This window comes from Neobacillus paridis (genome assembly GCF_016765675.1).
Lineage (GTDB): Bacteria > Bacillota > Bacilli > Bacillales > Cytobacillaceae > Neobacillus > Neobacillus paridis.
This window is the reverse complement of the sequence record NZ_JAESWB010000168.1, coordinates 323,036-342,363: the sequence shown is the minus strand read 5'-3', so window position 1 is coordinate 342,363 and position 19,328 is coordinate 323,036. Positions and strand designations below refer to the sequence as shown.

18 protein-coding genes are annotated in these 19,328 nt (G+C 40.4%); all 18 read right to left on the bottom strand.

Annotated features, from left to right (window positions below):
- Positions 1-107: 107 nt before the first annotated feature.
- Positions 108-377 (bottom strand): 30S ribosomal protein S15, encoded by a 270-nt coding sequence (rpsO, locus tag JK635_RS10710; protein ID WP_202653935.1) that lies wholly within the window; start codon positions 375-377, stop codon positions 108-110.
- A 156-nt stretch (positions 378-533) separates the two neighbouring features.
- Complete coding sequence (gene ribF, locus JK635_RS10705; RefSeq protein ID WP_438803829.1) at positions 534-1,499, bottom strand: bifunctional riboflavin kinase/FAD synthetase; 966 nt, start codon at positions 1,497-1,499, stop codon at positions 534-536.
- A gap of 30 nt (positions 1,500-1,529) precedes the next feature.
- Positions 1,530-2,450: a tRNA pseudouridine(55) synthase TruB gene (truB, locus tag JK635_RS10700; RefSeq protein ID WP_202654329.1), complete on the bottom strand. Its 921-nt coding sequence runs from the start codon at positions 2,448-2,450 to the stop codon at positions 1,530-1,532.
- Positions 2,451-2,536: 86 nt separating this feature from the next.
- Positions 2,537-2,917: a 30S ribosome-binding factor RbfA gene (rbfA, locus tag JK635_RS10695; protein WP_202653934.1), complete on the bottom strand. Its 381-nt coding sequence runs from the start codon at positions 2,915-2,917 to the stop codon at positions 2,537-2,539.
- A gap of 17 nt (positions 2,918-2,934) precedes the next feature.
- Positions 2,935-3,213: a DUF503 domain-containing protein gene (locus JK635_RS10690; protein ID WP_202654328.1), complete on the bottom strand. Its 279-nt coding sequence runs from the start codon at positions 3,211-3,213 to the stop codon at positions 2,935-2,937.
- Positions 3,213-5,516 (bottom strand): translation initiation factor IF-2, encoded by a 2,304-nt coding sequence (gene infB, locus JK635_RS10685; RefSeq protein ID WP_202653933.1) that lies wholly within the window; start codon positions 5,514-5,516, stop codon positions 3,213-3,215. The genes JK635_RS10690 and infB overlap by 1 nt, the downstream gene beginning before the upstream one ends.
- A 20-nt stretch (positions 5,517-5,536) precedes the next feature.
- On the bottom strand, positions 5,537-5,839 hold the full coding sequence (locus JK635_RS10680; RefSeq protein ID WP_202653932.1) for a YlxQ family RNA-binding protein: 303 nt from the start codon (positions 5,837-5,839) through the stop codon (positions 5,537-5,539).
- Positions 5,836-6,120: an RNase P modulator RnpM gene (rnpM, locus tag JK635_RS10675; protein ID WP_202653931.1), complete on the bottom strand. Its 285-nt coding sequence runs from the start codon at positions 6,118-6,120 to the stop codon at positions 5,836-5,838. The genes JK635_RS10680 and rnpM overlap by 4 nt, the downstream gene beginning before the upstream one ends.
- 17 nt (positions 6,121-6,137) lie before the next feature.
- The gene (gene nusA / locus JK635_RS10670) at positions 6,138-7,259 is read right to left on the bottom strand and encodes a transcription termination factor NusA (RefSeq protein ID WP_202653930.1); all 1,122 of its coding nucleotides are present in this window, start codon (positions 7,257-7,259) and stop codon (positions 6,138-6,140) included.
- A 45-nt stretch (positions 7,260-7,304) separates the two neighbouring features.
- On the bottom strand, positions 7,305-7,775 hold the full coding sequence (gene rimP / locus JK635_RS10665) for a ribosome maturation factor RimP (RefSeq protein ID WP_202653929.1): 471 nt from the start codon (positions 7,773-7,775) through the stop codon (positions 7,305-7,307).
- A 188-nt stretch (positions 7,776-7,963) separates the two neighbouring features.
- Positions 7,964-12,289, bottom strand: a complete 4,326-nt coding sequence (locus JK635_RS10660; RefSeq protein ID WP_202653928.1) for a PolC-type DNA polymerase III — start codon at positions 12,287-12,289, stop codon at positions 7,964-7,966.
- 168 nt (positions 12,290-12,457) lie between these two features.
- A complete protein-coding gene (gene rseP / locus JK635_RS10655) occupies positions 12,458-13,720 on the bottom strand; it encodes an RIP metalloprotease RseP (RefSeq protein ID WP_202653927.1) in 1,263 nt (420 codons plus the stop codon).
- A gap of 37 nt (positions 13,721-13,757) precedes the next feature.
- A complete protein-coding gene (dxr, locus tag JK635_RS10650) occupies positions 13,758-14,903 on the bottom strand; it encodes a 1-deoxy-D-xylulose-5-phosphate reductoisomerase (protein WP_202653926.1) in 1,146 nt (381 codons plus the stop codon).
- A gap of 32 nt (positions 14,904-14,935) precedes the next feature.
- Positions 14,936-15,715: a phosphatidate cytidylyltransferase gene (locus tag JK635_RS10645; RefSeq protein WP_202653925.1), complete on the bottom strand. Its 780-nt coding sequence runs from the start codon at positions 15,713-15,715 to the stop codon at positions 14,936-14,938.
- Positions 15,716-15,808: 93 nt separating this feature from the next.
- Positions 15,809-16,585, bottom strand: a complete 777-nt coding sequence (gene uppS / locus JK635_RS10640) for an undecaprenyl pyrophosphate synthase (RefSeq protein WP_202653924.1) — start codon at positions 16,583-16,585, stop codon at positions 15,809-15,811.
- A gap of 290 nt (positions 16,586-16,875) precedes the next feature.
- Complete coding sequence (gene frr / locus JK635_RS10635) at positions 16,876-17,433, bottom strand: ribosome recycling factor (protein WP_202653923.1); 558 nt, start codon at positions 17,431-17,433, stop codon at positions 16,876-16,878.
- On the bottom strand, positions 17,433-18,158 hold the full coding sequence (pyrH, locus tag JK635_RS10630; protein WP_202653922.1) for a UMP kinase: 726 nt from the start codon (positions 18,156-18,158) through the stop codon (positions 17,433-17,435). The genes frr and pyrH overlap by 1 nt, the downstream gene beginning before the upstream one ends.
- A 251-nt stretch (positions 18,159-18,409) precedes the next feature.
- A complete protein-coding gene (tsf, locus tag JK635_RS10625; protein WP_202653921.1) occupies positions 18,410-19,294 on the bottom strand; it encodes a translation elongation factor Ts in 885 nt (294 codons plus the stop codon).
- Between the last annotated feature and the right edge of the window lie 34 nt (positions 19,295-19,328).

The following is a 19,328-nucleotide window of genomic DNA, read 5'->3' as shown; positions in this document are numbered from 1 at the left end:
AATTAATATTAGTATGCTCCATTTAGTCCAGTCTTAAAAATATGTATATAATATTCATTTATCTTTTTTCACTAATAAAAAAGCGGGAAAATTCCCGCTTCTGTAAACTAACGACGTAGACCAAGCTTATTAATTAACTCACGGTAACGTTGAACATCCTTGTTACGAAGGTAAGTTAAAAGATTACGACGCTTACCTACCATTTTCAACAGACCACGACGTGAGTGATGATCTTTCTTATGAACGCGTAAATGGTCGTTCAAAATGTTGATTTGTTCAGTAAGGACAGCGATTTGAACCTCTGCAGATCCAGTATCATTCTCATGAGTTTTGTACTCATTGATGATTTCGTTTTTACGTTCTTGTGTCAGTGCCATCCAAGTTCACCTCCTATTATCCAAATCACCTGTTACTGAGCATGCGTTGGTGAGGCGACATGCCAAGTAAAGGTTCATTTAATACGTAGTTAAGAATACAACGTTTTCCGTCAAAATGCAAGTTCTATCACTAATAATATCCAAGATATTCTCAATTTAATCAACCTTGGTAAAAAGTGTACCCGCTTTTCTAAAGTATTCGGAAGCATTTTGTTTGTCCTTTTCAATTTGCTTGATCAAATCATCAACCCCTGAAAATTTTTGTTCTTTTCGTAGGTATAGATGCCATTCAACCACTGCCTCTACCCCATAGATGTCCTGGTCGAAATCAAAAATGAACACTTCGATTGAAATCTTTTGGTTGTCCCTATGAAATGTTGGTTTATAGCCCACATTGCATACTCCCTGATGCCATCTATCTTTAACCTTTATTCTGACAGCATAAACTCCAACCGGGGGTATACTATATTCATCATTTAGTTCAATATTGGCTGTTGGAAACCCAAGTGTTCTCCCGCGTTTGTCTCCTTGGATGACAATCCCAGTTGTCGTATAATATCTTCCTAACAGGCTTGGAATAGAATCAATTTTTCCTTCCTTCAGCAGACCGCGAATTCTTGTCGAGCTTACTTTTTCATGGTTATCTGTATATTTTGGTACTACTGTATAAGTAAATTGCTCTCTCGAATGAAACGGCAATGTTTCCATATTGCCTTTCCCCATTCGTCCATACGTATAATCAAATCCAGCGACTACATGCTTTACATTCAAGCCGATGATATATTGATCAACAAATTCCTGAGGCAGCAAGTTGGCAAATTCCGCAGTAAAATGAACAATAAATAAATAGTCCACTCCAAGCTGTTCCATCACCTTAATCTTTTCAGATAATGGCGTTATATATTGTACCTGCTTTTTTTCCCTCGCTAACACTACCGAAGGATGCGGATCGAAGGTCATCACCGCACTGCTCATGCCCTTGTTCATTGCCTGTTTTTTTGCTTCAAGAATCACCTGTTGATGTCCCAAATGAACACCATCAAAATAGCCCAGAGCCATTACCAATGGCGGTATCTCTTGTTTCGTTATGTTTAAAGGAAACTCTAACTTCATTACTTCCAATGGAAACTCACCTTTTCTTTACCTTAACCTTTATTCTGGATTGCTCCTCAATACCTTAACAGGTTTTAATAGATCTGACTTGCTAGGATGCTTCGCATAAATAGCCAACGCCAGTCCATCTTTTGTTTCTACAACAATAGGCCCGGTACATGATTTTAAATTTTCTGGAATGGCTAGTAATACACCATTTTTCACTTTCTCTGCTACTTTATCATTTATTTTTAATTTGGGCAAATGAGAAAGCGCCGTTTCAAGCGGCTTTAAAATGGTTTCCACTTTTCCCTCTGCTGCTAATTCTTCAACTTCTTCTAAGGTAAAACAGTCCTCCAGTGAAAACGATGCCGATCGAATCCTCGTTAAGCTTGACATATGCGCCGGATAACCTAATTTTTCACCGATCATAACCGCCAACGTTCTAATATAGGTCCCTTTACTGCAGTCTACTTTAAACCTAAAACGGATCGTTTCTCCGGTCCACTTAGAACAGTTGTCCAGAAGTTGAATCGAATAAATGGTTACCTTTCTCGATGGTCGTTCAACTTCAATTCCTTTTCGAGCATACTCGTAAAGACGGACTCCTTTGACCTTCACTGCCGAAAACATCGGTGGTGTTTGAACGATTTCGCCTGTTAATGAATCGAACACCTGTAAAATATCATCACGCAAAATCGGTTTCATAACAGGTTTTTTGGCAACTATTTCCCCAGCAGCATCTTCTGTGGTCGTAGAATAGCCAATCGTTACCTCACCCTCATAAGCCTTTCCGGCATCTGTCATATATTCAGCAACCTTGGTTGCTTTTCCAATACAAATTGGGAGAACACCGGTGACTTCCGGATCCAAAGTACCCGTATGACCAATTTTTTTGGTTTTTAAGATTTTTCGTAATTGATAAACACAGTCATGACTCGTTAACCCAGCTGGTTTAAACAATGGTAAAATTCCTTCCACCATTCATTCTCTGCTCCTTTCGTCCCGAAAAAAATGGATAGACGATTGTCTATCCATTTCACCTGTTCAATCGAGGTGTATCATGTCTATTGATTTTTTTCTTCCTCATTTGTTTCCACAGATTTTTCTTCTGTATGGAGTTCATGAATGAGTGATTCAATCCGATTTCCATAATCGATTGATTCATCAAATTCAAAAATGATTTCAGGTGTTTTGCGCAGCCGAATACGGTGGCCAATCTCGGATCGGATAAATCCTTTCGCCTTTGCGAGTCCTTTTAATGTATTTTCTTTCTGCTCATCATCACCCAATACAGAAATAAATACTTTGGCTTGCTGAAGATCTCCTGTTACTTGAACGTCCGTCACCGTTACAAAACCGATCCGCGGATCTTTAATTTTACGGCCGATTATGTCACTTAGTTCTTTTTTCATTTGCTCTCCAACACGATTTGGTCTATGGCTCATCACATTCACCTCTTACTTTAAAGCCATTCTATTTCGGTGATCGTTCTTTCTATTTCCGGAAACGAATCGATAAATTTTAATACATTTTGCAGCTCTTGTTCAGCCCCGATCCGCGCTTCGGAAATAGCAGCGATGCCAATTTTTGTTCGCTGCCATACATCTTGAAAGCCAACCTCAGCTGCGGAAACATTGAATTTTTGCCTAATCCGGGTAAGAATTCGCTGCAATACTGCCCGTTTCTCTTTTAAGGAATGGGCATCATAGATGATGCATTCACAGTCGGCAACGCCGATGATCATTTACGTTCCACTTCTTCCATTACAAATGCCTCAATGATGTCTTCCTCTTTAATATCATTGAAGTTTTTGATGGTAATACCACATTCATATCCTTGTGCCACTTCTTTTACATCGTCTTTGAAGCGTTTTAGGGCATCTATTTCACCTTCGAAGATAACCACGCCATTGCGGATCACGCGGACACCGCTGTCACGTGTAATCTTGCCATCAGTGACATAGGAACCGGCAATTGTTCCAACTTTGGAAACCTTAAAGGTCTGACGAACCTCGGCCTGACCAATAATTTTTTCTACAAATTCAGGATCAAGCATTCCCTTCATCGCAGCTTCCATTTCCTCAATAACCTTATAAATGATACGGTGAAGACGAACATCAACTTTTTCAGCTTCCGCAGCACGTTTAGCATTGGCATCCGGACGGACATTAAAGCCAATTACAATGGCATTGGAGGCAGCAGCAAGGGTGATATCCGATTCATTTATAGCCCCTGTACCATTATGGATAATTTTAATATTGACACCTTCTACATCGATTTTATTTAATGATGCAGCTAATGCCTCTGCGGAGCCTTGAACATCAGATTTTAGAACAACATTAAGGTCCTTCATTTCTCCTTGCTTCAATTGTTCAAATAAATTATCTAGGCTGACGCGCACTTTTTCGCCGCGCTGGGCAACCAATGCCTGCTGAGCACGAGCTTCACCAACATGACGGGCTGTTTTTTCATCATCGAAAACAACGAACCGGTCACCCGCCTGCGGCACATCATTAAGGCCGGTAATTTCGACTGGAGTAGATGGTCCAGCATCCTTTACACGCCGACCTTTATCATTTACCATTGCCCGGACACGGCCGAATGTATTACCGACAACTATTGGATCGCCAACCTTTAATGTTCCATTTTGAATTAGCAATGTAGCGACAGATCCACGGCCTTTATCTAAGCGAGCCTCAATCACAGTACCCAATGCTTTGCGGTTTGGATTTGCCTTTAATTCCGCAACTTCGCTAACAAGTAAAATCATTTCCAGCAAGTTGTCGATTCCATCGCCATTTTTTGCGGAAATAGGAACAAAAATAGTATCACCGCCCCAGGCTTCTGCCACTAAACCATATTCGGTCAACTCCTGCATAACACGATCAGGGTTGGCTGCTTCCTTATCTATTTTATTGACGGCGACTATGATTGGAACATCCGCTGCTTTGGCGTGGTTAATCGCCTCAACTGTTTGCGGCATAACCCCATCATCAGCAGCGACAACAAGAACAGTGATATCGGTAATTTGCGCTCCGCGAGCCCGCATTGTTGTAAATGCCGCATGCCCAGGAGTATCAAGAAAGGTAATTTTTTTACCGTTTTCAACTACTTGATAGGCACCGATATGCTGGGTAATTCCGCCTGCTTCGCCTTCCGTTACTTTCGTATTCCTAATCGAATCCAGTAATGTTGTTTTTCCGTGGTCAACGTGACCCATGATGGTGACAACTGCCGGCCGTTCCACTAAGGATTCTTCTGGATCAGGAGTAAAATACACCTCTAAATCGGTAGTATCAACTCTGACTTCTTCTTCGACCTCAACACCATACTCGCTGGCAATCAATTCAATGGCATCTTTATCTAAATCTTGATTGATTGTTGCCATTACACCGAGCAAGAAAAGCTTTTTAATAATTTCAGAAGGCTCTCTGTGTAATTTTTTTGCGAGTTCAGCGACCGTTAAGGATTCAGTAAATGTAATCTTTGCCGGAAGTTCTTTTTCCTTCTTCTTTTGCGGAGGAGTCTCCACTTGTTGATAGTTTTTCCGCTTATTATGATTACGATTTTGATGATGATGAGGTCTGGACTTTCCTTTATTAGACTGGAATGCTTTATTCTCTTTTGATTGGTACTCCTGATCGTGCTTCTTTCCTTCTTTACTTTTTGGTGAAGCAGCAACCTTAATCTTGCTCGGTACAGCTACGGTATCTTCTTCGTCTTCAAAAGCCTTTGGTGACGCTTTTGCTGCTACCTTTGGCTGTGCATCTGGTTTTTTCGTTTGTTTTGGCTGAGAAGGACGGCCGTTCCGTTTTGCTGAAGATGAAGAATTTGCCGGCCTTTTCGGCTTTTGATTTACCTGTTTCTTCTCTTGGGTCTTTCTTTCACTTTTATTATAGACATCATCAAGCTTTTTAATTTGAGCCTCTTCTAATGTTGCCATATGGTTTGTAACTTCTATATTCATTTCTTTTAATTTTGAAATGATTTCTTTACTTGAAAGATTGTGTTTTTTTGCATATTCATAAACGCGTAGTTTACTCATTGTTTTCACCCCCGCTAGAATTAATCGAGCAACGTTACCAGTTTCTTAGCAAATCCATCATCCAATACAGCTACAACAACGCGGGCTTCTTTGCCAATCGCCTGGCCAAGAAGATAACGATTTTCCACTATTTTTAATGGAACATTGTATGAATTACATTTATCTGTAATCTTTTTCGTCGTATTTTGTGAGGCGTCACTGGATAATAAAACGAGCTTTGCCTTTCCGCTCCGGATTTCGTTAATACTTAACTCCTCGCCCGAGATAATTTTTCGTGCCCGATTGGCCAATCCAAGCAATGATAACCATTGATTTTGTTTCATTTGGATGACCCGTTCTCCTTCTCAATTAATGAAAGCAGTTCTTCATAGATTGCATCTGTTACAGGTACTTCTAGATGATTAGATAAAATATTTTTCTTCTTCGCTAACAGAACTGCTTCCTTATCCCTTGAAAGGTATGCCCCTCTTCCCGATTTTTTTCCGGTTAAATCGATCGAGACTTCCCCTTCTTTTGTGCGAACGATGCGAACGAGTTCTTTTTTCGGTTTCATTTCACCGGTAGCCACACATTTGCGCATAGGAACTTTTCTCTTTGTGTTCACAATCATTCACCTTACCTTTAATCAAACTTTTCTTCTTCTTCAAAGTTGGAATCAATTTGATCATCAAACAACTTGATCATTTCTTCCCGTGGATAGATTTCCAGTTCACGTGCTTCCGTTTCCGACTTAATATCAATCTTCCAGCCGGTTAATTTCGCAGCAAGACGAGCATTTTGTCCTCGCTTGCCAATGGCCAGGGAGAGTTGATAATCAGGAACCACGACTGTCGTTGCTTTTTCATCCTCGTTTACAATCACATCCAGCACTTTGGAAGGACTTAAGGCATTGGCCACAAAAACAACCGGGTCATCCGACCATTTGACAATATCGATTTTTTCGCCTTTTAATTCATTTACCACAGCCTGTACCCTTGCTCCTTTTGGTCCAACACAAGAACCAACCGGATCCACCTCAGGATTATCCGAATGAACGGAAATTTTTGAGCGGTCACCTGCTTCGCGGGCTACAGATTTAATTTCGACTGTCCCATCATAAATTTCCGGTACCTCAATTTCAAATAAACGTTTTAATAATCCTGGATGAGTGCGTGATACAAAAATTTGTGGTCCTTTTGTTGTCTTTTCTACTTTTGTAATAAAGACTTTAATTCGGTCATGCGGTTTATACCGTTCATTTGGCATCTGTTCATTTACTGGCAATAAAGCTTCGATTTTTCCTAAACTGACATAAATAAATTTGGAATCAAGCCTTTGAACAATTCCGGTCATGATATCTTCTTCGCGGTCGATAAATTCGGAGTAAATAATTCCTCTTTCCGCTTCCCTTACACGTTGGGTGACAACTTGCTTGGCTGTCTGTGCGGCAATTCTGCCAAAGTCTTTAGGTGTCACTTCCATTTCGACGATATCTTCTATTTGATAATTTGGATTGATACGCTGGGCATCCTCCAACGAGATTTCCAGACGTGGATCAAAAACTTCTTCTACTACCTCTTTGCGGGCAAAAACCCGCATTGAACCGGTTTCTAAATTTAAATCAATTCTAACGTTCTGGGCCTGATTAAAATTTCGACGATACGCCGAAACCAGTGCTGCTTCTATTGCTTCTATTAATACATCTCTGGAAATGCCCTTCTCTTTTTCCAGAACGGTAAGAGCATCCAATAATTCGCTGCTCATTTTTTTGTATCCCCCTAATCCTGTTATTTTTCTTTTGGGTAATCATTACGAAAAAGTGACAGCAAGCCTTACAGCAGCGACTTTTTCATAAGGAATTTCAATGGTTTCTTTTCGGGTTTTCATTTTCATTTCGAGTTTAATCTGTTGACCATCAAATTCAAGTAAAATACCTTCAAAGCTTTTTTCACCATTAATTGGTTCATACGTTTTAACTAAAATATTTTTACCAATCGCCTTCTCAAAATCCTTTTGTTTTTTTAATGGTCGTTCAGCACCAGGAGATGATACTTCCAAAAAGTAGTTGTGTGGAATGGGATCCACTTCATCCAGTTTCTCACTAAGACGTTCACTTACCAAACCGCAATCTTCAATGTCCACACCAAGCTCTTTATCAATAAATACGCGAAGAAACCAGCTTTTTCCTTCCTTCACATATTCTATTTCCACCAGTTCTATGTCAAGCTCTTGACAAATCGGTGCGGCCAGTTCTTCGACCACTTCCGTTACTTTGCTCATGCCATACCTCCTTTTCCACCCAGACCGATCTTTAGCGGAAGCTTTATCAAAGTAACAAAAAAACCACTGTAAACAACACGAAAGAGTGGGAGAATCCCACTCTTAGATACGAGAGTAATCTTTAGTATTTCCAATAAAACTATACCATAACCATATTGTTTATGCAAATCAGAAAAGCGGAAGCACCCCTAGAATAAGGAGAGTTGGTTTTGTTCTGGCAGTGATTCCAAACAGCCCTGTTTATCCAAATATTCCAGGATGGTTTTGGACACCTTTCCACGTTGCTGCAGGTCTTCCTTTGATAAAAATTCCCCTTCTGCCCGAGCCTTGACGATATTTTGGGCGGCATTAGTGCCAAGACCTGGGATAGAATTAAATGGCGGGATTAATGAATTCCCATCAATGATAAACTCTGCAGCAGCCGATTTGTATAAATCGTAATTTTGGAAAGAGAAACCTCTCTGGGTCATTTCCAATGCCAATTCTAAAACAGTTAGCAAGCTTTTTTCTTTATTTGAAGCTTCTAATCCTTTGGCATTGATTTCTTCCATTTTGGCCCGAATCGCTTCTGGCCCACGTGTCATGATTTCAATATCAAAATCCTCAGCCCGCACGGTAAAATAGGCAGCATAGTATAAAAGCGGCAGATGAACTTTAAAATAGGCAATCCGTACCGCCATTAATACATAGGCAGCAGCATGGGCTTTAGGGAACATGTATTTAATTTTTTTACAGGAGTCAATATACCACTCAGGGACATTATTCCTGCGCATCTCCGCTTCCATTTCTTCCGTTAACCCTTTTCCTTTACGGACAGATTCCATTATTTTAAACGCAAACGAAGGTTCAAGCCCCTGATAAATCAGATACACCATGATATCATCCCGACAGCCAATCACCTCACTTAAGGTACAAGTCCGATTTTGGATCAATTCTTGGGCATTGCCCAGCCAAACATCTGTGCCATGTGACAGACCGGAAATTTGGACAAGTTCGGAAAAAGTGGTTGGTTTTGTATCTTCAAGCATTTGCCGTACAAATCTTGTCCCAAATTCAGGAATTCCAAGTGTTCCGGTTTTACACATAATTTGTTCCTCAGTTACCCCCAGTGATTCGGGACTGCTAAAGATTTTCATGACTTCGGGATCATCCGTTGGAATCGTTTTAGGATCAATTCCGCTTAAATCCTGAAGCATTCTGATTACCGTCGGATCATCGTGACCAAGAATATCCAGTTTTAGGACGTTATCATGAATGGAATGGAAATCAAAATGGGTTGTCCGCCATTCCGAATTCCGGTCGTCCGCCGGAAACTGGATCGGGGTAAAATCAAATACGTCCATGTAATCTGGAATAACGATAATTCCGCCTGGATGCTGACCGGTTGTCCGTTTAACACCCGTACAGCCGGCAGCGAGCCGTTCCACTTCGGCATTGCGGATATGCAAATTATTATCCTGTTGATACGCTTTTACATAGCCAAAAGCTGTTTTTTCAGCCACTGTGCCGATTGTTCCCGCACGGTAGACATTGTCTTCTCCAAACAACACCTTCGTATAATTATGAGCTCTTGGCTGATATTCACCGGAGAAGTTCAAATCAATATCAGGAACCTTATCCCCTTTAAAACCTAAAAAGGTCTCAAAAGGAATATCGTGGCCGTCTTTGCGATACTTCGCCCCACATTGTGGACAATTTTTATCAGGTAAGTCAAATCCCGATCCGACTGAACCATCATTAAAGAACTCTGAATGTTTGCATTCCGGACAAACATAATGTGGCGGCAGCGCATTCACTTCGGTTATTTCCGTCATTGTTGCCACTAACGAAGAACCGACAGAGCCCCTTGACCCGACAAGATAGCCGTCATCAAGAGATTTCTTGACTAATTTGTGGGCGATTAAATAAATAACCGCAAACCCATGGCCAATAATACTTTTTAATTCTTTTTCCAGCCTTGCCTCAACAATTTCCGGCAGCGGGTCGCCGTATATTTTATGGGCCATTTCATAGCTCATTTGCCGAATTTCTTCTTCCGCACCTTCAATTCTTGGTGTATATAATTCATCCTTTATCGGCTTGATCACATCTATCATATCAGCAATTTTATTTGTGTTGGTGACAACGATTTCCTTAGCCTTTTCTGCTCCTAAAAAGGCAAAGGCATCGAGCATTTCATTGGTTGTCCGAAAATGAACATCGGGAAGTTGATGACGATTGAGCGGATTGGCACCGCCCTGAGAATTAATCAGGATTTTCCGATAGATCTTATCATTTTCGTTCAAATAATGGACATTCCCGGTTGCGACAACTGGAATCCCCAGCTTGTCTCCCAAAGCGACGATGTTGCCAATAATTTGCTCGAGCGCCTTTTCATCACGGACCAGTTCCGTTTCAATCAACGGTGCATACACTTGCTTTGGCATGACCTCTAGATAATCATAAAAACGGGCAATTTCCATGACTTCCTCCGGAGGCTTTTGCATCATTCCTTCAAACACTTCACCTTTGTCGCAGGCCGAGCCAACAATAATTCCTTCGCGGTATTTTTGCAGAACTGAGCGAGGGATCCTTGGCACACGGTAAAAATATTCAACATGAGCAATCGAAATTAATTTAAATAGGTTTTTTAAACCCGCCTCTGTTTGGGCCAAAAGCGTGCAATGATAGGGTCTGGCTCGTTGATAAGCATTGCCTTTTCCCATATATTCGTTAAATTCATCATGATACAGAATCCCTTTTTCATGGGCTTCCTTTAACATTTTCATTAACAAATAACCTGTCGCCTCAGCATCATAAATGGCTCGGTGATGCTGTGTTAATTCGACATCATATTTTTTCGTCAATGTATTTAGGCGGTGGTTCTTTAGTTCCGGATGCAGGAAACGAGCCAGTTCCAGAGTATCAATGACCGGGTTGGCCGCTTTTTCAAAACCGATTTTTTGATAACCGACATTTAAGAAGCCCATATCAAACGTGGCATTATGTGCAACCAGGATTGCATCTTGAGCCCAATCACGGAACTTGGTCAGCACTTCGGAAACTTCCGGAGCATTTTCCACCATTTCATCAGTTATACTGGTCAAATTAATCGTGGTCGCTGATAAACGATGATGGGGGTTGGCAAATGATTCAAATCGGTCAATAATCTCCCCGCCTTTCACCTTTACTGCAGCAAGCTCAATAATCGTGTCATACACAGCAGAAAGTCCCGTTGTTTCAACGTCAAAGACAACATAAGTATCCTCTTCAAGCAGACGGTGAGCATCATTATAGGCAATAGGAACACCATCATCGACTAAATTGGCCTCGACCCCATAAAGAATTTTTATATCATGTTTCTTTCCAGCACTAAATGCTTCTGGAAAGGACTGGGCAACTGCATGGTCGGTAATGGCAATCGCCTTATGACCCCATTTTTTCGCCTGGGCCACAAGTGTGCTTACTGGCGTGACAGCATCCATTTGACTCATGGGGGTATGAAGATGCAGTTCAACGCGCTTTTCTCCCTCTGGTGCCGTATCCTTGCGTTCAACCGGTTTTATTTCATGAATATCGTTCGCAATCATCACGAGGTCGCGCACAAAGGTATCATTTTGAATACTGCCGCGAACCTTTACCCACATGCCTTTTTTCACACGTTGAAATTGATTGGCATCCTCTTTATCACGGGAAAACATTTTGACCATGATGGAGCTTGTATAGTCCGTAATTTTAAATGTAAGCAAGGAGCGGCCGCTTCTTAATTCACGGATTTCGGCATCAAAGATATACCCCTCAACGACAACTCGTCTTTCCTCATCAACAATTTCGATCATGCTGCGCAGATCGCTGTCATCCTTTATCGAAAGGCCAATTGAAAGCGGTCCTTCACTGGCATCGCCATTGTCTTGGTCTTTCTCGGCCCCCTGCTTTTGCATTTCTGCCAATGCTAAAAGTGCTCTTTCATGATCCTCTTGTTCCTTGGCTTGTAAGAACTGCTCATATTCATTACTGTTCGCTGCTTTTTTTACTTCCATTTCAATTGAAATTGCCGGAAACCCGAAAGACTGGAGTGTGGTTGCGATCACAGAACTATATTTCCGCTTAATCGTTAATCCTTCAGCTTCATTATGAACAGCGACTGTCAGTTTATGCCCGTTAACCAAGGGGATTTGTTCATTTAAAAGCTTTAATAGAGGGGGGGAAATGCCGTCTATTTGCTGAATACAATAACTCCAGTATTGTTGCAGTAATTCTTGAGTATACGTGGGACTTTCAACATTGAATTCATATGAAATTTTTGCAATATGCGAAAAAGTTTTCTCAAGTCTTGTAGCAAATTGAATATACACATTAAAGGGAAGGATTTTTTCAAGCAAAAATTGAAAATGCCACTTCCTCGATTTCTTTTCAACCAATAACCTTTCAATTTGCGCATTATTAAAATGCACTACAACAGCATCGTCAACCAATTGCAGCTGCTGGAGCAAGAGTTGGAATCGCTTTTTATTGCCAAGGGCATGTTCGCTCATCGTTCTCTCTCCCATCTTATCTATCTATCATTTTCTATCAAGAGATAATTATATCATATCCCGCCGACTAATTCGGTTTTATTCGACAAAATCCATCAGCCATTTTTCGCTACTCTATTTTATTTTTGCAAAAAAAAGAGAACCACTTGTAGGTTCCCATCATTGTTTCTATTTCAAGAAAAACCGTTGAATATCATTCCAGGTGACGACAAGCATCAGCAGCATAAGTAAAGCAAAGCCGATAAAATGAACCATGCCCTCTTTTTGTCTGTCAATTGGTTTCCCTCTGACTGCCTCTATCGCAAAAAACATCAGCCTGCCGCCATCAAGTGCAGGAATTGGTAATAAATTCATAATCCCTAAGTTAATGCTTAATATCCCAGCCCATTTCATTAAATAGAAGATGCCGGATTTCGCTACTTCAGCAGTAGAATTGTAAATTCCTACCGGCCCCGACAAGGCATCAATCGAAAATTGGCCAGTGATCAGCTTTCCGAGCATAACAAATATTTGTGTTGTCCAGAAATATGTTTCTTTGGCACCTGCCGTAATCGCTTGAACAGGAGATTTTTCCATTGGGCTGTAAACACCAATAATCCCCATTTTTTGACCATCTACTGTTTTTTCCTGAGGAGTTACCTGAATCTCTCTTTCTTGTCCATTACGGACGATTGAAAATTCCAGTTTTTCATTTGGATGTTTGCGGATCACATCAACCACATCTGACCAACTTGAGATCTCCGAACCATTAATACTTTGGACAAGGTCTCCTTGCTGCAGTCCGGCAGCCTTTGCGGCCCCATCCGGAGTAATAACTCCCAATTTTGGTTCATTAGTGGGGACACCCTGCAATAAGGCAATCATAATAAAGACGATAAAGGCCAAAACAAAGTTCATCATCGGACCTGCAAAAATGGTCAAAAACCTTTGTCCTAATGTTTTCGAAGCAAATTGTCTATCAATGGGAGCCAACTGTGATTCAACACCGTTTTCAACAATCACTGCCGTTGGAGCAATCGAAAAAGTGTGTAAATTTTCATGATCATCATCGGGGTATCCTTTAATCAACAGATCTTTTTCAATGTCAGCATCTTCAACTTCAATAATCCGAACATCAGGAAACTTATCCTTGTTGTTTATGATGATTTTATTTACCTGATCTTCCTTATTAAACAACAGTCCAATCCGGTATCCTGGTTTAATTTCGAGCATTTCCGGATCTTCACCGGCCATACGGACATAACCGCCAATTGGCAATAAGCGAATCGTATAGGTCGTTTCGCCTTTTTTATGGGAAAATACTTTTGGCCCCATTCCAATGGCAAATTCCCGACAAAGAATGCCGGCCCGTTTGGCAAAAATAAAGTGACCAAACTCATGAAAGAAAACCAGTGCGCCAAAAATGACAATAAAGGCAATAACTGTATTCAAAAATAAAACCACCTTTTTTTAGGGTTGGGAAGTCTCTCTAACGAAGTAGTGTATTAACATACTTTCTAGTTTCCTTATCAATTTCTTGAATCAAATCCAAACTTGGAAATTCGACTGTCTGATGATGGTTTAACGCCTTCTCAACCAAATCTTCAATTTGTAAGAAACGAATTTTACCTTGTAAAAAGGCAGCTACCGCAGTTTCATTGGCAGCATTCAGCACGGTTGGCATCGTACCGCCGATTTTACCCGCTTCATAGGCAAATTGTAAACAGCGGAACCGCTTGAAGTCCATCTCTTGGAAATGTAATTGGCCAATCTTTGCCAGATCAAGTCGTTTTCCGGTTGCAAGCGGCAGACGGTCTGGATATGTAAGCGCATATTGAATCGGAACCCTCATATCTGGTGTCCCAAGCTGTGCTTTAATACTGGAATCATGAAATTCAACCATCGAATGGATGATGCTTTCTTTATGAAGCAGGACATCAATTTTTTCATACGGCAGGTCGAACAGCCAGTGTGCCTCAATTACTTCTAATCCTTTATTCATCATCGTTGCTGAATCAATGGTAATTTTTGCACCCATCGACCAGTTTGGATGATTCAATGCCTCTTCAACCGTAACGTTCTCTAACTCACTTCGGGTTCGGTCACGAAAGCTGCCCCCAGACGCAGTTAAGATTAACCGTTCAATATTTTTATCTTTCTCCCCTTGAAGAGATTGAAAAATCGCAGAGTGCTCACTGTCAACAGGCAGGATGGCTACATTATGTTTGCTAGCTGCCTCCATGACCAAATGACCGGCAGTAACAAGCGTTTCTTTATTGGCAATGGCAATTGTTTTTCCAGCTTCAATCGCTTTTAATGTTGGATTTAATCCGATGCTGCCGAGCACTGCATTCACAAGAATATCAGCTTTTTCATAGGTTGCTGTTTCCATGATGCCTTCTTCCCCGTATATAAATTTTATATGGGGATATTCCTCTTTTAATGTATTATAATCGATATAGTTTTGTACAGAAACAAGCTCAGGCTGAAATTCTTCGATGATTTTTCGTGTTAAAACGACATTTTTCCCCACAGACATTGCCTTTAAACTAAATTCCTCAGGGTGTTCACGAATAATATCCAGCGTTTGCGTACCAATTGAACCGGTGGCGCCCATTAAACTAATTGTTTTCAAGTATGTCATCTCCTGATCATTTAACAATTTCTTCAGCCAATATGGAAAAGAGACAGCAATGGCAGAACAAATAGGAGGCTGTCGAAACGGTCAAGGATCCCTCCATGGCCTGGTAAAATATTCCCCGAGTCTTTCACATTAAAATGGCGTTTATAGGCAGATTGCACCAAATCACCAAGTTGTCCAAAAACAGACAAAATGACGGTCATTGCAATTAATGTGATGATGGTTGCATTGATGTCGGAAAAAACACCAAACAATATGCCAACGACAACGGCTGAAATGATTCCGCCAAAGAAACCTTCCACTGTTTTATTTGGGCTGATTTCCGGCCAAAGCTTTTTCCTTCCATAGGCTCTTCCAACAAAATATGCCCCTGAATCGGTAGCCCAAACAATAAATATGGAATAAAAAATATAGACTAGTCCAGCCTCACGCGTTTGGATGAAAAAATAAAAACCAATGCCTACATAAATGGCTGATAATATCGTAAAAGCAGCATTTTCAAAATCAAAGCGGTTCTTTGTTATAACCGTATAAGATAATAATAAAAGGATTAAGGCAATGCCTATTTCTGTTTTCGAATAATAAAAATCAACCAATACCTCGTTTGGTAATAATATCGTCCAAAGCAAGATTGATGTTAAAATGCCATAAGGTGAAAATATACTTAGTTTTTTCATCCTCAATAATTCAAACAGCCCAACAGTGGCAAGCAGGTAAGTCATCAGTACAAACGGAAGCCTGCCATAAATTACGATTGGCAAAAAAAGGGCTGCAGCGACAACTGCGGTTATGATTCTTTGCTTCATTTAAATGTTCACACCTTTAATGTTTTAGAGAAGGTAACAGACGAGTTGGTGCTTCAATATTACTTTTTTGATTCAGCAAAAACAGGAACGTTATTATATACCGCCAAACCTTCGCTGGCGTTTTTGATACACCTCAACAGCTTCCAATAAGTGTTCCTCACTAAAATCAGGCCATAATACGTCCGTAAACCAAAACTCAGAGTATGCTAATTGCCAAAGCATAAAATTGCTTAGGCGAATTTCCCCGCTTGTTCGGATTAATAGATCGGGATCGGGAAATTCAGCCGTCATTAGATAAGAAGAAAATATCTGTTCCGTTAACTCTGATTCCTTGAGCTTACCATTTTGACAATCATTTAAGACCTGTTTTACGGCGTCGACAATCTCCGCCCTGCTTCCATAATTTAAAGCGAAGTTTAAAACGAGCCCATCATTGTTTTTTGTTTCTTTCATAGCTTTTTCAATTGCCCTCAGAGTATGTTCAGGAAGTTGATTTTTATAGCCCATCATTTTAACCTGAACATTATTTTCAATTAACTCGGGGAGAAAAGTCCCTAAGAACTCCTCAGGCAGCTTCATAATATAGTCCACTTCATTTTTTGGACGTTTCCAATTTTCTGTTGAAAAAGCATATAATGTCAAAGTTTTGATACCAAGATCATTGGCCAGCATCGTCGTTTTCCGAACCACTTTCATCCCTTCATGATGGCCCGCAATTCTTGGCAGTGCCCGTTTTTTGGCCCAACGTCCATTACCGTCCATTATAATCGCCACATGTTCGGGAATCGGCGATTTCTTTATCTCTTCTATTTTATCTCGGAGTATGGAAGAGTTATTTTGGTTCTTCCAAAGCCTTAATTTATTTAACATAACATTGCTCCTCCAAATAATTAATCTTTTCCTCCGAATAAAAACTTTGTTTGTAAAATCTATGTATCGGACCTGCTTCTTTTATATGGTTATATCATAACAAAAAAATCGAAAGATATCTCTAAAAAACAAATGTAATTGAGGTGATATGAATATTGTACCAATACATCTTTACCAATTAAAGGAAGTGTATGCACTTCCTCCGCTTTTCTTATCTTGTGGAGTACTCCCACTTTACCACCAATAGGAAAAAAACCCCCTAAAAAGAGGGTTTAAAAAATCGACAGTACTTAAATTTCCATAATTTCTTTTTCTTTATCCTTTGTAATTTGATCAATTTTGCTGATATGCTCATCTGTTAGCTTTTGAATATCATCAGAATACCCATGAAGAGCATCTTCTGTTATTTCTCCACTTTTCTCCAGCTTTTTCAATTCATCGTTGGCATCGCGGCGGATATTACGGATTGCAATTTTTGCTTCCTCTGCTTCTTTTTTGACTAATTTCACTAATTCCTTCCGGCGTTCTTCCGTTAATTGTGGAATAGCAAGCCGAATAACGGTACCATCACTGGAAGGATTTAAACCTAAATCAGATTTTAAAATAGCTTTCTCGATATCGCCCAAGATTGATTTATCATAGGGTTGAATAACAAGTAATCTTGCCTCCGGAGTAGAGATTCCGGCTAGTTGATTTACAGGTGTCGGCGCACCATAATAATCCACTGTAACTCTATCCAATAATGAGGCACTTGCTCTCCCGGCCCGAATGCTCGCCAGCTCTCTGGTGTAGGCTTGAATTCCCTTGGTCATTCTTTCTTTTGCCGAATTAATGACTTGTTTTGGCATTATTTTTTCCCCCTAACGATTGTACCAATTTTTTCACCCAAAACTGCTTTTTTAATATTTCCAGATTCCGTAATAGAAAAAACGATGAGCGGGATATTATTATCCATACATAATGAAGAAGCGGTTGAATCCATGACCGCTAACCCTTCCTTAAGCACATCAAGGAACGATAAGTCATCATATTTCGTAGCATTAGCATCCGTCCGCGGATCTGCCGTATATACGCCATCGACATTATTTTTTGCCATCAAAATAACCTCGGCATCAATTTCGGCTGCCCGCAGTGCTGCCGTAGTGTCAGTCGAGAAATATGGATTTCCGGTTCCAGCAGCAAATATAACTACGCGTTTTTTCTCCAAATGCCTGATTGCTCTTCTTCTAATATATGGTTCAGCTACTTGGCGCATTTCGATTGAAGTTTGAACCCGGGATTCGACACCCAAATGTTCTAAACTATCCTGTAAGGCCAATGAATTCATAACCGTAGCCAGCATTCCCATGTAATCTGCCGTCGCCCGGTCCATTCCCATCTCACTGCCAATTTTACCACGCCAAATATTACCGCCACCAACAACTACCGCTACCTCTACCCCAAGCTCAGCAATTTCTTTTACCTGGGTAGCGATTGATTTAATGATCGAAGGTTTAATACCAAATCCTGAATCTCCAGCTAATGCCTCCCCGCTTAATTTTAAAACAACACGTTTGTATTTAGGACTACTCATATAAACCTCCACATGGTTAGAAAAGCTTAGGGTGCCTGCATATGTACAAGAAGAACCGTCAAAAAAATTTTCAACCTTCTTGACGGCTTTTGCTTTAAGATCACATAGGGACAATAGCGCCCTCAAGCTAAACTTTTTTCATATTAAGTATTTCTTTAAAAATAGGGAACACGCATTGTGTCCCCTATTCAACTCTATTACAGTGAACAGTTTCTTAAAACTTCAGTCATGTTATTTTCAAGAAAAGTTGACTATTTTTTATTCACTTGATTCATAACTTCTTCAGCAAAATTGTCTTCGCGCTTTTCAATACCTTCGCCTACTTCGTAACGAACAAATTCACGAAGTTTGGCACCTTTTGATTCAACAAATTGACGGACTTTTTGATCCGGATTCTTAACAAAAGCCTGATCAAGGACACAAACCTCTTCAAAATATTTACCAAGACGGCCTTCAACCATTTTTTCAACGATTTTTTCTGGTTTGCCTTCATTTAAAGCCTGTTGTGTTAATACTTGACGTTCATGCTCTACTTCTTCTTGCGATACCTGATCACGAGATACATATTTAGGATTTAGGGCAGCAATATGCATCGCAACATCTTTAGCAGCATCTGCGTCAGTTGATCCTTCCAATACTGTTAAAACTGAAATCCGTCCCCCCATATGCAAATAAGCGCCAAAAGCGTCATTATCCGTTTTTGATAAAATAGCAAAGCGGCGAAGGGTTAATTTTTCACCAATTTTTGCAATCGCTGCATTAATATGATCGGCAACGGTTGCACCGTTTTCCATTGTTTGTGTTAAAGCTTCTTCAACCGAAGCCGGTTTGTTTTTCAAAAGATGCGCGGCAAGTTCTTTTACAAGAGTTTGAAATCCTTCATTTTTAGCAACGAAGTCAGTTTCAGAGTTCACCTCTAAAATAACCGCATCATTTCCCTCTGTTGAGATAGAAGTTAATCCTTCCGCTGCAATCCGGTCTGCCTTTTTAGCTGCTTTGGCAATCCCTTTTTCACGAAGGAAGTCAATTGCTTTATCCATGTCACCATTTGTTTCAGTTAGCGCTTTTTTACAATCCATCATACCAGCGCCAGTTTTTTCACGTAGTTCTTTTACCATTTGAGCAGTTATTGCCATAACAAAGTTCCTCCTTTAATATACTATGTACCCA

What these genes read in the sequence shown, in the direction of transcription:
- rpsO (WP_202653935.1), bottom strand. Translation starts at nt 377, where the DNA reads ATGGCACTGACACAAGAACGTAAAAACGAAATCATCAATGAGTACAAA.
- rbfA (WP_202653934.1), bottom strand. Translation starts at nt 2,917, where the DNA reads ATGAGCCATAGACCAAATCGTGTTGGAGAGCAAATGAAAAAAGAACTA.
- infB (WP_202653933.1), bottom strand. Translation starts at nt 5,516, where the DNA reads ATGAGTAAACTACGCGTTTATGAATATGCAAAAAAACACAATCTTTCA.
- JK635_RS10680 (WP_202653932.1), bottom strand. Translation starts at nt 5,839, where the DNA reads ATGAAACAAAATCAATGGTTATCATTGCTTGGATTGGCCAATCGGGCA.
- nusA (WP_202653930.1), bottom strand. Translation starts at nt 7,259, where the DNA reads ATGAGCAGCGAATTATTGGATGCTCTTACCGTTCTGGAAAAAGAGAAG.
- rimP (WP_202653929.1), bottom strand. Translation starts at nt 7,775, where the DNA reads ATGAGCAAAGTAACGGAAGTGGTCGAAGAACTGGCCGCACCGATTTGT.
- JK635_RS10660 (WP_202653928.1), bottom strand. Translation starts at nt 12,289, where the DNA reads ATGAGCGAACATGCCCTTGGCAATAAAAAGCGATTCCAACTCTTGCTC.
- JK635_RS10645 (WP_202653925.1), bottom strand. Translation starts at nt 15,715, where the DNA reads ATGAAGCAAAGAATCATAACCGCAGTTGTCGCTGCAGCCCTTTTTTTG.
- uppS (WP_202653924.1), bottom strand. Translation starts at nt 16,585, where the DNA reads ATGTTAAATAAATTAAGGCTTTGGAAGAACCAAAATAACTCTTCCATA.
- frr (WP_202653923.1), bottom strand. Translation starts at nt 17,433, where the DNA reads ATGCCAAAACAAGTCATTAATTCGGCAAAAGAAAGAATGACCAAGGGA.
- pyrH (WP_202653922.1), bottom strand. Translation starts at nt 18,158, where the DNA reads ATGAGTAGTCCTAAATACAAACGTGTTGTTTTAAAATTAAGCGGGGAG.
- tsf (WP_202653921.1), bottom strand. Translation starts at nt 19,294, where the DNA reads ATGGCAATAACTGCTCAAATGGTAAAAGAACTACGTGAAAAAACTGGC.